Genomic DNA, 13082 nt, shown 5'->3' with positions numbered 1-13082 from the left:
AGCCAGATGACTTGATTATACCGATGCAAGCCTTGCAACAGCGCGCAGCGCCGTCTCAATCTCACGTTCTACCGCTTTGGCAACAACATCCGTATGCGGATCGTACTCGCCGGCCAAATCCGCGTCTGCGTAGCCATCCAATGCCAATATAGCACCTGCACGAACTCCGCGAAGCGTTGCGATCACGTACAAAGCTGCAATCTCCATCTCTACGGCAATGGCTCCCGCCTGCTTGTATTGGCGATGAGGAATATCGACAACGCCCGAGAAGAAAACGTCAAGCGTAACGGTAATTCCTTTCTTAACGATGCCCTCACTCTCAAGAGCAGCCGCATACAGCGCTTCTGTTACTTCGCTGTCCGCAATCGCCGGGAAACCCGCAGGCACCAGCTGATGCGTTAAGCCCTCGGCACGAACCGCTGCGGTGCTTACAACCAAGCTTCCAGCAGGGTGATCTGCGGAATACGAGCCAGCCGTTCCTACGCGGATCAGTGTTTTCACTCCGCCACGGATTAGCTCCTCAAAGCATACCGCCGCACCAGGCGAGCCAACTCCGTGACTGACAACCGCAAGCCTGACCCCTTCATATTCTCCTACGAATGTCCGGTACTCGCGCGCAAAGGCAAGCTCCTTCACGTCCGTTAGCTTCTGAGCGATCATCTCCGCTCGGCGCGGGTCACCGCATACAACGGCATAAGCCGGCAAATCTTCTGGATTAACTTGCAATATAGATAGCATTTGTTTAATCAAACTCCTTCTTTATCCATTCATCTTCAGGCATCATGTTATCCTCGCTGCTGAAGCGTTGTTCTAGAAACGGGTCGGCATAGTTGTGGAAGCCATTGCGCTCCCAGAAGCCCTCGCGGTCCTCTTTCATAAATTCAATGCCCGTAATCCACTTTGCGCTTTTCCAAAAATACAAATGCGGAACGAGCAGGCGCATCGGCCAGCCGTGCTTGTCGGTCAACGGCTCGCCATCATAGCGATGCGCAAGCAACACGTTATCATGCAGCAGGTCCTCCAGCGGAACATTCGTATCGTAGTCCTCGTCCGCATGGATCATGACGAACTTTGCGTCCGGCTTTACGCCCAGCAAAGGCAGCAAATCCTTGAATTTGATGCCTTCCCAATCCGTATCCAGCTTGGACCAGCGGGTGACGCAGTGAATGTCGCATTGGGTTTTCGTTTGGGGAAGCGCCAGCAGCTCTTCAAAGCTGAACGTGCGCTCCTCATTCACTTCACCAAATACGCGAAGCGACCAGCTATTTAGATCATACTGAGGAACATCCCCCTCGTGCAAAATCGGAAACCGTTCTGTCAGCGTCTGGCCTGGCGGTACCCGGTGGGCTAGCTCTGGTGAAATTGCCGCCTGTTTAATCAACGTAACCTTTTTTAGGCGATCTGCTTTTTTATGCATCGTGTCAGCCTCCTCCAGCCTTGCTTTTCCTACTACATCTCATAAATCCACTTCTTGTTAACGCGAGCTTTCATTCGACTTGCGCGCTTCCTGCATGTAGCCTTTATCCTTGAAGAACAGCATCGCAGCAATCGTTACGATGTAAGGCAGCATCATCGTAAAATGCGTAGGCAATGCGAAGCCTTGAAGGCGGATACTCAGCGCGTCCATAAAGCCGAACAGCAGGCTTGAAGCCGCAACGCCGAGCGGATTCGATTGTCCGAGCATCGTAGCGACGAGGGCAATAAACCCGCGTCCTGATGTCATGCCTTCTGTGAACATCGTAACATTGCCAAGCGACAGCTGCGCGCCTGCAAGCCCGCATAATACGCCACACATCAGCACTGCACCGTATTGGATACGCGAGACCTTGATCCCAAGGCTTTTGGCTGCGGTCGGATTTTCGCCTGAAGCCAGCAAGCGGAAACCAGTCACTGTCTTAAACAGGAATAGCTGAAGTACAATGACGAGCACGATTGACAAATAGACGAGCGGCGAATGGCCGGACAGCACATCGCCTACCCATGGAATATCCTTTATCACCGGAATATCCCACTTCGGAAGGCCCACCATATCCTTATTGTAGTATGCGCCTTTCACATCAAAGATCGCACGAAGCGAGAAGGTCGTTAAGCCGAGCGCCAGAAAGTTGAGCGCAATCCCGACAACGATGACGTTGGCTTTAAGCTGAATACTCATAAAACCGAATAATATTGAAAAGACGAGCGAGCATACAATGGCGAACATCACCGCGGCAAATACATTGCCAGTAAAGTGGTTCCCTACGATCGCCGAGAAAGCTCCGATCAAGACTAAGCCTTCCAAACCTACGTTAAACAAGCCAACCCGCGCGCAGATCGCTCCGCCAAGCGCAGCAAGCAATATAGGCGTGACCATACGGAGCGTCGTCGCAAACAGCGAGGCATCCAGAAAAATGTCCATCTTATGACCCCGCCTTCTTGCGTTTAATAAACGAATAGGTGAACTTAGCCGATACGAACAGAATCAGCACAGCTTGTATGATACTGGATACTTCTAGCGGCACGTCCGTATTGCGCTCCATGCCCATGCCGCCGGTCTGAAGAGCTGCAATTAAAATAGCAGCAACTGCTGTCCCGAGCGGATGGGAGCCTGCAAGCAGCGTCGCCATGATGCCCGACCAGGCATAACCCGGCGTCGTCAAAGCTCCGTCAATATAGCGGTACTGTGTGCCTAACACCTCCACAGTACCGGCAAGCCCAGCAAAGCCTCCGCTGACAAACATGCTGATCAGCATCATCTTGCCGCGCTGCACGCCGCCGTAGCTTGCGAACAATGGATTGCCGCCTAACATGCGAATTTCGTAGCCTTTAACCGTATAACGCATGAACAGAAACAGTAAAATTGCACATACTGCGGCAATAATAAAGCCTCCATGAACGCTCATGCCCTTGAACAGTTTCGGCAGCCATACGCTCTGGTCAAGCATGACCGTTTGAGCCATTGCGGCAGACCCCGTCTTGTCCTTAAGGGGATACGATACGATGTAGCCTGCGAATAAGGTCGCAATATAATTGAGAAGCAAAGTCGTGATAAGCAGATTCATGCGGAATCTGGCATCCAGCCAGCCTGCGAAGGCTGACCATATCCCGCCGGAGATAATTCCGGCAATAATAGCAGCAATCAGCTTAAACCAAGCTGGGCCTGGAAGATAAATAGCCGTTACGGCAGCGCTAAGCGCGCCCAGCACCATCTGCCCCTCTGAGCCCATATTAAAAAATCCGGCCCGGAAAGCTAGCGCCACGCCAAGGCCGATCAAAATGATAGGCGTTGCCCGGCTTAACGTATTGGTGAAAAAATAAAAGCTGCCAAAAGCTCCCTTCCACATCTCGCCGTAAGTCTCTACGATGGAGCCTCCGACAATGGAAATGGCAATTGCACCGGCAGCGAGGCCTACGATAATAGCCAAAAGCGGCTGCAGCAGCGCGCGTCCGAATTGTACTAGCTTATCCAACCGCTTTTCCTCCTGCCATTAACAAACTAATTTGTTCCTCTGTAGCCGATTCTGCTTCAAGCTCGCCTACGATTTTCCCCTCGTACATGACCAAAATGCGGTCTGACAATTTCAATATTTCGGTAAGCTCAGAGGAAACGAGCAAAATGGCGCCACGCTCTTCCCGTTTTTTGAGGAGCTCGCCGTGAATGATCTCCATTGCTCCAACGTCCACACCTCGCGTCGGTTCAGCCGCAATGATGAATGGCGTCTTTTGCGCAAGCTCGCGGGCTACGATCAGCTTCTGCAAATTCCCGCCCGATAAATATTGGGCTCTAGTGGATAACGAGCCTGTCTTGATTCCGAATCTCGTCACCCATTCCCCAACCATTTGCCGGATGCCTTTTCCGTTTAAAACACCATATTTTTGATGCTTTATCGCATGTCCCATTAGACCGTTCTCCGTCACCGTCGCATCCTTTGCAACGCCCCATTGATAGCGATCCTCGGGAATATGGGCAAGCCCTCGCGAGCGAATTGCTCCAACCGACGCTCCTGTCATATTCTCTCCAAGCAGCTTGACCGTCCCGGCCTCTGGCTTCATCAAACCTGAGATGGCTTGGATCAGCTCCGATTGCCCATTGCCAGATATCCCGGCAATGCCGACAATTTCACCTTCGTTCACATGTAAGCTGACATCCGAGAGCAGCGGTTTCGTTTTCACTCCTCTGATCGTCACGTTGGAAACCTCAAGCACCGGCTTGCCGCGACTAATCTGATAGCGTGATATATGTACCAAATCTCGGCCCACCATGAGCCGCGATAAATGTTCTGCATTCGTGTCTTTTGCTTCGACTGTTCCTGTCAATTTGCCATCGCGCAGGACAGTCACACGGTCAGCAACCTCCATAATTTCCTGAAGCTTGTGACTGATTAAGATAAAGCTTTTTCCTTGCGCAGCAAGCCCTTTAATAGCAACCAGCAGTTCCTTCACCTCAAGTGGCGTCAAAACACCGGTCGGCTCATCCAAAATAATGACTTCCGCTCCCTGATACAGAACCTTCAAAATTTCAACCCGCTGCTGCATGCCCATCGAGCAATCCGCAACCTTCTTCCAAGGATCAATCGGCATCCCATATAGCTTGCCGAGACGCTCGGTTTCCGCAGCTGCGGCCTTGCGATCAAAGCCCACTCCCTTGGAGGGCTCGCGCCCGATTACAATATTCTCAGCAATCGTAAAGGTTGGGAACAGCATAAAATGCTGGTGGACCATCCCGATTTTATGCTTGATCGCATCCGCTGGGCTCGCAAATGAAACCGGTTTGCCGTTTAATAAGATTTCCCCGCTTGTAGGGCTTTCCATGCCGTATAAAATGCGCATTAATGTCGTTTTTCCAGCTCCGTTTTCGCCAACCAACGCATGGATTTCGCCTCGTTTCAGCGAAAAATGAACTTGGTTATTCGCGATTACGCTCCCATAGGATTTCGTAATGCTCTCCATTTGCAGCAACATACCAACGCTCCTCTCCTTTCGTCGCCTTTAAAACAAAAAAAACCACTTCCCCCCGAGACAGGAGGAAGCTTCTAAGCAATAAGCAAACCGGCTGCAAAGTAGCAGCCGGCAGGTCATTCTATTGAGCTAACGGATTTACTACTACGATCTTACCAGATTTAATATCATCAGCGATAGCTTTAACTTTATCCACGTTGTCTTGGCCGATGAACGGGCTAAGCGTAGTTGCGCTGTCTTTTGTAACGAACGTCAAGCCAACGCCATCTTCTTTCAAGCCGTAATCTGCCACGCCGTAAGCGAACGTGCCTTCAACAAAGCTTTTTACCGTTTCATAAGCTACGGCATCTGTACCTTTCAATTGCGAAAGTACGATGTGTTCAGGGTCTTCATCTGTACGGTCTGTATCTTGGCCGGAAGTATAGAAGCCCTTTTCTTTCGCTGCTTCGAATACTCCGTTATCGCCAACTGCTGCCATACCTGCGATAAAGTCTGCTCCTTTAGTTTGCTGAAGCAGGGCAAGCTCTTTACCTTTAACCGGGTCCGTAAAGCTTCCTACATAGTTGATCAGGAACTGCGCGTCCGGGTTTGTGCTCTTCAAGCCTTGTTCGAAGCCAGAAGTATATTTGCTAAGAAGTGGAGCATCCATGGCAACAACAGCGCCAACGATGTTGGTTTTCGTCGCCAATCCTGCAAGTGCCCCCATCAGGTAGGAAGCTTCATGCTCGCGGAAGTTAACGCTGCGTACGTTCGGCAGGTCAACTACGGTATCGATAATAGCGAATGGCTTGTCCGGGTTTTCAGTAGCTACTTTTTTAAGAGCATCTTCAGCCTGGAATGTTGCCGTAATAATCAGATCATAATCTTCAGCTACCGTTGCACGAAGGTTTTGCTCGAATCCGGCAGGGTCTGTTGATTCGATTGTTTTCACTTCAGCGCCAAATTCCTCGCCTGCTTTTTTGAAGCCTTCATCCATCAATACGAAAAACTTGTTTACGCCGATTTTTTCAGGCAGTACGAGTGCGATTTTTTTCTTTTCCGCCTTGTCGCCTGTATTATTCGTCGCAGCGCCGTTATTCACTGCGTTTCCTGCATCATTTTTGTTAGATCCGCAAGCTGCGACAATCGCAACCATCAGAAATAACGATACCGCCAAAGCAATTGCCTTCTTCATCGTAATCTCCCCTAAACAATTAAATGTATTAATTCCTCTTAATCCTAGTTGTTTTATCGGAATTTGTCAACCTATTTCGATTCGACAAATTTCTAGTTTATTCTACACTAAAATCACATGCAATAATAATGAAATATGAAAATAGTCACGAATTTGTAACATCCGATTCCATATTTTTGTTCATATGCTCAAAGAGCTGGACACCATGCTCCATATCTTCAATCGACATGCCTCTAAACAGCCTGTGCATTAATTTTGCCTTCACCGTTTCTATGAGATTTACGTTTTTGAGCCCTTCTTCCGTAATTTCAAGCATCACCACGCGCCGATCCTTCTCACCACGCTCCCGTTTTACATAACCAAGTTCAATTAAGCGGTCAGCAATCCCCGTAACGCCTCCACTAGTAATCAGAAGCAGCTCCGCAAGCGCGGAAGCCTTCTGAGGGCCTGACTGTGCCAATATAATGAGCATTCTTCCATGCGTCATTCCTAGTCCATGCACGTTGTAGGTGTTCCATTCAGAATTGATTTGTCTTCGTACCTGACGAAAGGCTTCGTCCAGACGCCTCATTAAATCCTGCCTTTCCGCACTTGAAGTTTCCAATTGATGATCACCAACCTATCTTATAATTCTGCTATCTTGTCTTTTCTTATTATAGCGTTCATTTATAAGATTAACTAATATTATTAAGTAATCCTTCAGCCCCAGCCAAATGAAACACGAATAGGCCAACCAACCGCTATTAGTTGACCCACCGTTATGGCTTTCGGGATTTCCGGCTTTAGCCTTGCAAAAAACGAAGCGGCGGTTTGCCCAGCAGCCCAGCCCGCGCCTCTGCCCACAGCTCCTTCATAAGCTGCTGAAGCGGCCAAGCCGCCGTGGAGGCCGCGGATACCGCGATGCCGAACCGGTGAGTCATTGACGCGCCGGCAATAACGGCATGCCCATCCGGCGCTGCAAAGCTATCTAGCTTCTTCTGAAGCTGCTCCAGGTGGTTGCTGTTCACAAGGTCTGAGAAGATATAAAAGGTGGCCCAATGAGTCATCTCACCCCAGCAGCCGGGTGCCGCAAGCGCTTGCTTGGCAGGTTCGATTCGCTGTCTCTGTGAGAAGATCAGTTCATCGCCATAATGCACGGAGAGTGAATTGCTGTAGCAGCGGTAATCAAACCGCTCCCCGCGCAGTGTCCGTCCGGGACACAGCACATCCGCTTGCAGCCACACAGAGCCTGCCTGCAAGTGAACTTGTGTCTCATTATGCAGCGCAGCATCCTTATATAGCATGATAGGTTCCGGCATATGCTCGACTACGGCAGCTTCATCAAGAATAAAGGTCTGTCTCATGGAAGAGCCCTTGCTTGGTGTGCTTGGGTGAACCTTCGTATACGACTGATTCGTAATCATGACATGAGAAGATGGCTCCGCGACCCAGTCCAGCTCGTAACGATCCCCATCTAGCAATCCAGGCGAGACGTCCATAACGATAATGCCAAGCTGGCCACTCAGCGGAAAAGCCTTGGCGATCTTGATAGGCGCGGTATGAAATTTATGGCTGACGAAGGTCTGCCCTTGCCGGCTCGCGAAGGAAGCTCGAAGCACGGAAGTTCTGCTTCGCGCATCTCCATACTCCGCTCCTGCCCTCACTGCTGCCTGCACGCGCTCCATTAAGAAGCGGAGTGACGGTTATCAGCTGTGACACTCGTGAACTGGACCACATGAGAGTGCTCCGTACCCCGGGCATGCGCAACTTCATGCGTCAGCCAGCTTACGATTTTATCTACGCCTTCGCCGCCAAACAAATTAGAAAAGACAAACGGGCGATCTCCGCGCATTTTCACCGTATCAGCTTCCATAACCTCTAGGCTCGCGCCTACATAAGGAGCAAGATCGATTTTATTTATAACGAGCAAATCCGAGCGCATAATGCCAGGACCGCCTTTACGCGGTATTTTCTCACCTTGAGCAACATCAATAATATAAATGAACCGGTCAACAAGCTCCGGGCTGAACGCAGCAGCTAGATTATCGCCGCCACTCTCGATGAAGATCAAGTCCAAGTGGTCAAAACGGCTCTCAAGCTCTTCTATCGCTTCGAAATTCATCGATGCATCCTCACGAATAGCGGTATGTGGGCAGCCGCCTGTCTCTACGCCAATGATGCGCTCTTCCGGCAGAACGCCTGTATTGAACAAAATCCGGGCATCTTCCTTCGTATAAATATCATTTGTAATGACCGCAACGCTGAATTTCTCATGAAGCTCGCGCGTCAATCTTTCGACAAGCGCTGTTTTGCCGGAACCGACCGGTCCGCCTATCCCGATTCGGATTGGCCTTGAGCTATCGATTGCCGGGCTTTCCCATTCCTGATGCGTATGTCCTTGTCCTTGGCACATTTGTCATTCCTCCATTTAGTTGTTGATATATCGTTAAGACATAAATAAACGCGAGTACAATCGCTCGTGCTGCATCATGGCCATCTCAGCCATCGGCATGTTGGCATACGCCTCCTCAGGTTCAAGCTCCGCCGCTACCGCCAGCGCCTGCTCCGTGAGCGGCGTCAGCCTCGCAATTAACGACTGCCCCTCTGTCTGTCCCATCGACATCAGGCGAAGCGCGCTGTTGATGCAGGTTACTATGCAAGTGTAAAAATACCCCTGAATCGCCTGTTCCTCCGATACGCCTAGCTGCCAGCAAGCATAGCCATGGGCGAGCGGATGGGAGGCGAAGCATTTGCCGCCGCGATGTGCTTCCGTAAGCGGCACCCAGTCCAACTGCGGATGAATTGCAGATGCCAACTGCAGCAGCCGCTTACCCATCTTTTCAACACCACTCCGGGTTTCCGAAGCGGTACGCTGTACGTGCACCAATCGCTCCACAGCCCACAGCCTCTCCCAGTCACCTGCGGGCGCATCACGGTAAACGGCCTTGATGACCATAGCATCCGAGCTCGCCCAGCTTTGCAGCAGCATGGCAGACACATAAGCATATAGCTGACTGGAGCGGTTCATCCTGCCGTCTTGCACCAACGTTTCCAAACCGAACGAGTGGGAGAATCCGCCGATCGGTAGAGCGGAATCAAGCAGCTGCTGCATCGCCAGCCATCTCATTTGTTCCTTCATCTTCAATGCCCTCCTGTCTGCTTAGGCAGGAACTGCTGTCAAAATAAGAAATAACGCTGCGCCATCGGCAGCACCTCTGCAGGCTCGCACGTCACATGCTCACCATCCACCAGCACATGGTAGGTTTCTGCGTCGACCTCTAGCTTAGGCGTTGCATCATTATGAATCATGTCTTTTTTCGTAACGGTCCGGCAGCCTTTGACCGGTTCAATTCGCTTCTGAAGCCCAAGCTCCTTCGCAATCCCTCGATCGTAAGCTGCTTGGGACACGAATGTAATGGAGCTGTTGAACACCAGCTTCCCGAAGGAAGCGAACATAGGCCTGCCAAATACCGGCTGCGGCGTAGGAATGGACGCATTGGGATCACCCATTTGGGCAAAGGCGATGCTGCCGCCCTTAAGAACCAGATCCGGCTTCACGCCAAAGAACATCGGGCTCCAAATGACGAGATCAGCAAACTTGCCAGGCTCCAGCGAACCTACCAGATGCGATACGCCATGGGTTATTGCCGGATTTATTGTGTATTTTGCAATATAACGCTTGATGCGGAAGTTGTCGTTCTCCTCATTGTCCGGCTTCAGCGGACCGCGCTGCTTCTTCATTTTGTCAGCTGTCTGCCAGGTGCGGATAATGACCTCGCCCACCCGGCCCATCGCCTGCGAATCCGAGCTGATCATGCTGAATACGCCCATATCATGCAAAATATCTTCAGCAGCGATCGTCTCCGGCCTGATTCGAGAATCAGCGAAAGCGACATCCTCCGGTATGCTGCTGTCCAAATGATGGCAGACCATCAGCATATCGAGATGTTCTTCTATCGTATTGATCGTGAACGGCCGCGTAGGATTCGTCGATGATGGCAGCACGTTCAGCTCGCCTGCAGCAACGATAATGTCAGGCGCATGTCCGCCGCCGGCACCTTCCGTGTGATACGTGTGGATCGTGCGTCCGCCAATGGCAGCAAGCGTGTCTTCCACAAAGCCCGCTTCATTTAACGTATCGCTGTGGATTGCGACCTGAACATCGTATTGGTCCGCCGCCTGCAAGCACGCATCGATCGCTGCCGGCGTCGTACCCCAATCCTCATGCAGCTTCAGCCCGATCGCGCCCGCTTCAATCTGTTCAATAAGCGGTGCAGTAAAAGAAGCATTACCCTTGCCCGTATAACCAATGTTCATCGGAAAATGCTCTGCCGCCTCTAGCATCCGCCGCATATGCCATGCGCCCGGCGTAACTGTCGTTGCATTGGTACCCGTAGCCGGTCCTGTACCGCCGCCGATCATGGTCGTTACGCCGGAAGACAGTGCCGTCTCGATCTGCTGGGGACAAATAAAATGAATATGCGAGTCAATCGCCCCTGCTGTTACGATTTTGCCTTCTCCCGCAATAACCTCGGTGCTTGCGCCGACAATCATATTCGGATGAACGCCATCCATAATATCCGGGTTGCCCGCTTTGCCAATGCCGACAATAAACCCATCCTTGATGCCGATGTCAGCCTTGACAATACCGGAGTGGTCAATGATGACCGCATTCGTAATGAGCGTGTCCAGCACGCCCTCATCCCGAAGGGCTCCGCTTGATTGCCCCATTCCGTCGCGTATGACCTTGCCCCCGCCAAACTTGCATTCATCACCATATACCGTATAATCATGCTCGATCTGAGCCCACAGCTCCGTATCCGCCAGCCGCACAGCATCGCCTGTTGTTGGCCCGAACATCGCAGCATAACTTCTCCTGTCCATCCTCGTCATTGCGTGCCTCCCTCCCATGCTTTAAGGCGCGCTCTCACCTCTTCCGGCATCGCTCCGGCTATTGCCTTTCCTTGGCTAAGATTGTTCAACCCATAGGAGAGCTTCGCCCCGCCAAGCTCAACAAGCGTCACCGGCTTCTCCTCGCCCGGTTCAAAACGGACTGCCGTTCCGGCTGCAATATGCAACCGCATGCCATAAGCGGCCTCGCGATCGAATTTCAATGCCCGATTTACTTCAAAAAAATGAAAATGAGAGCCTACCTGTACAGGACGGTCGCCAGTATTAACGACAATAAGCTGCTGCGTCTGGCGTCCGGCGTTTAACTCAATATCTCCTTCAACTGTTCGATATTCGCCTGGTATCATCCGAAATGGCGCTCCTCTCTTATGTAAAGGACCTGTCTACTTAATCTAGTCTATGTCTTGCTGCCTGATGTCAGCTTGTAATCGGATCGTGAATGGTAACCAGCTTCGTCCCATCCGGGAAAGTGGCTTCCACTTGAACCTCGTGAATCATTTGAGGGATGCCAGGCATAACCTGCTCCGCCTTTAAAATTTGGGTCCCAAATTCCATCAGTTGCGCTACGGTCATTCCATCTCGCGCGCCTTCCATAATTTCAGAGGTGATCAGCGCAACGCTTTCCGGATAATTAAGCTTCACACCGCGATTCATTCGCCGCCTAGCTAAATCTGCAGCGATTGTAATCAGCAGCTTTTCTTTTTCACGTTCAGTTAACTGCATGTCTTCACCTCATTGATCTGTCATATCTTCATTATAGACAGCTAATTATCGTAAGTAAATCAGTTCGCGTTATATTTTATGACATCAAGTATAAACGCTTCGGCGTCCTTTAGACGCTGATGTAGCTTTTACTTTGAAATATAAGCCTTTATAAGCTAACAAACTGGTTAATTCTTATATTTTAAAACAAAAAATCTAGCATAATCTTTTGTAGATCATGCTAGATTTCACACATTGCTTACACTATTAAATAGGTGGGTTTAATCGACATAATTCGACGTCATTCTGTTTATTTTGTCCTAATTTTCCCATTACTATCCGACTTGAATCCCTAGTTTACTTTGGATATGTCCGATAAAACTTTGCAAACCATCCGTTTGAAAGCCATACTTGAACAATTTATCCGTCTCCGTAAAACGTTTCTCCGGCGTATCGGCTCCCATAACAACAGTAACAAGCCTCCGCCCCTCCTGTTTAGCCGTCCCGGTAAAGCAATATCCAGCTTGCGTCGTGTAGCCCGTCTTCAAGCCATCATTGCCCGGAAACGCAAATGGCATACCGCTAAGCATCAGATTTGTGGATGGAAGCCTCTCAGGTCTGTTAGCCAGCTTTACGCTGCTGCGACGGGACACATCAAGAACTTCCGGATATTTCTTCAATAGATAGGCGGCTAAAGAAGCCGTATCCTTGGCGGTCATTAATGTATCCCGCTCCGCTGCCGCAGAATCGAACGGCTGCAAATCGAATTTGCTGAGCCCCGTAGCATTGCCAAATACCGTCTGGCTAGACAAGCCCAGCTTCTGCGACCGCTGATTCATCATGACGACGAAATCCGCTTCATTCCCGCCAACATACTCCGCAAGCGCCACTGCGGCATCATTAGCGGAATGTACGGCCATCGCTTCGAATAGTTCTTTTACGCTAAAGGTTTCGCCTTTCACGAATCCAATCTGCGAGCCCGGTACATCAGCGGCGTAGACGCTTGTCACCACCAGATCTCTCCAGTTAATTTGACCAGAGCTTTCCATATCTAAAATAATCAGCTCTGTCATCAGCTTCGACATGCTTGCAGGCGGCAGCGCTTCGTTTGCATTTTTCTCATATAGCACGCTGCCCGTTTCCAAATCGATGAGAATAGCCGAGCTTGAATCCAGCTGCAATTCCGTTACCGCAGGCTTGCCTTTTAATGAAATTAGATAAAAGATAACCGCTATGGCTCCTGCCGCAATCAACAAAAACTTCAAAGCCTGCGGTGCTTTTCTCGCATATGTTCTCTCCATCATAAGAAACGGTCCCCTCTCACTTCTCTTCTATACAACCAAGTATAGGAGCAGCAGTTTAAGGAGACCGTAACCAA

The 13082-nt window shown here is 50.5% G+C and carries 14 protein-coding genes; all 14 read right to left on the bottom strand.

Annotated features, from left to right (window positions below; translation table 11 throughout):
* Positions 1–15: 15 nt before the first annotated feature.
* Positions 16–738 carry a nucleoside phosphorylase gene (locus tag E0496_RS23635; RefSeq protein ID WP_141504216.1) on the bottom strand — a complete coding sequence of 241 codons (723 nt, stop codon included), beginning with the start codon at positions 736–738 and terminating at the stop codon, positions 16–18.
* 4 nt (positions 739–742) lie between these two features.
* Positions 743–1417, bottom strand: coding sequence for a sulfite oxidase-like oxidoreductase (locus E0496_RS23630; RefSeq protein WP_141504215.1), 675 nt, complete (start codon positions 1415–1417; stop codon positions 743–745).
* A 57-nt stretch (positions 1418–1474) separates the two neighbouring features.
* A complete protein-coding gene (locus tag E0496_RS23625; protein ID WP_141504214.1) occupies positions 1475–2398 on the bottom strand; it encodes an ABC transporter permease in 924 nt (307 codons plus the stop codon).
* 1 nt (position 2399) lies between these two features.
* Positions 2400–3449: an ABC transporter permease gene (locus tag E0496_RS23620; protein WP_141504213.1), complete on the bottom strand. Its 1050-nt coding sequence runs from the start codon at positions 3447–3449 to the stop codon at positions 2400–2402.
* Positions 3442–4941, bottom strand: coding sequence for an ABC transporter ATP-binding protein (locus tag E0496_RS23615; protein WP_141504212.1), 1500 nt, complete (start codon positions 4939–4941; stop codon positions 3442–3444). The genes E0496_RS23620 and E0496_RS23615 overlap by 8 nt, the downstream gene beginning before the upstream one ends.
* Positions 4942–5059: 118 nt before the next feature.
* Positions 5060–6112, bottom strand: coding sequence for a BMP family lipoprotein (locus E0496_RS23610; protein WP_141504211.1), 1053 nt, complete (start codon positions 6110–6112; stop codon positions 5060–5062).
* A 145-nt stretch (positions 6113–6257) separates the two neighbouring features.
* The gene (locus tag E0496_RS23605) at positions 6258–6683 is read right to left on the bottom strand and encodes a MarR family winged helix-turn-helix transcriptional regulator (RefSeq protein ID WP_141504368.1); all 426 of its coding nucleotides are present in this window, start codon (positions 6681–6683) and stop codon (positions 6258–6260) included.
* A 211-nt stretch (positions 6684–6894) separates the two neighbouring features.
* Positions 6895–7776 carry an urease accessory protein UreD gene (locus E0496_RS23600; RefSeq protein WP_241674952.1) on the bottom strand — a complete coding sequence of 294 codons (882 nt, stop codon included), beginning with the start codon at positions 7774–7776 and terminating at the stop codon, positions 6895–6897.
* A complete protein-coding gene (gene ureG / locus E0496_RS23595; protein WP_141504210.1) occupies positions 7776–8504 on the bottom strand; it encodes an urease accessory protein UreG in 729 nt (242 codons plus the stop codon). The genes E0496_RS23600 and ureG overlap by 1 nt, the downstream gene beginning before the upstream one ends.
* A gap of 33 nt (positions 8505–8537) precedes the next feature.
* Positions 8538–9230, bottom strand: coding sequence for an urease accessory protein UreF (locus tag E0496_RS23590; RefSeq protein WP_241674951.1), 693 nt, complete (start codon positions 9228–9230; stop codon positions 8538–8540).
* 38 nt (positions 9231–9268) lie between these two features.
* Entirely contained in the window at positions 9269–10984 is a 1716-nt protein-coding gene (ureC, locus tag E0496_RS23585; RefSeq protein WP_141504209.1) for an urease subunit alpha, read from the bottom strand.
* The gene (locus E0496_RS23580; protein WP_141504208.1) at positions 10981–11349 is read right to left on the bottom strand and encodes an urease subunit beta; all 369 of its coding nucleotides are present in this window, start codon (positions 11347–11349) and stop codon (positions 10981–10983) included. The genes ureC and E0496_RS23580 overlap by 4 nt, the downstream gene beginning before the upstream one ends.
* A 70-nt stretch (positions 11350–11419) precedes the next feature.
* Positions 11420–11725, bottom strand: a complete 306-nt coding sequence (locus tag E0496_RS23575) for an urease subunit gamma (RefSeq protein ID WP_141504207.1) — start codon at positions 11723–11725, stop codon at positions 11420–11422.
* A 314-nt stretch (positions 11726–12039) separates the two neighbouring features.
* Positions 12040–13008 (bottom strand): D-alanyl-D-alanine carboxypeptidase family protein, encoded by a 969-nt coding sequence (locus E0496_RS23570; RefSeq protein ID WP_141504206.1) that lies wholly within the window; start codon positions 13006–13008, stop codon positions 12040–12042.
* Between the last annotated feature and the right edge of the window lie 74 nt (positions 13009–13082).

The organism is Paenibacillus luteus (assembly GCF_006542765.1).
Taxonomy (GTDB): Bacteria; Bacillota; Bacilli; order Paenibacillales; family Paenibacillaceae; genus Pristimantibacillus; species Pristimantibacillus luteus.
Note: the sequence above shows the minus strand (reverse complement) of the source record. Positions and strands in the feature narration are given on the sequence as shown.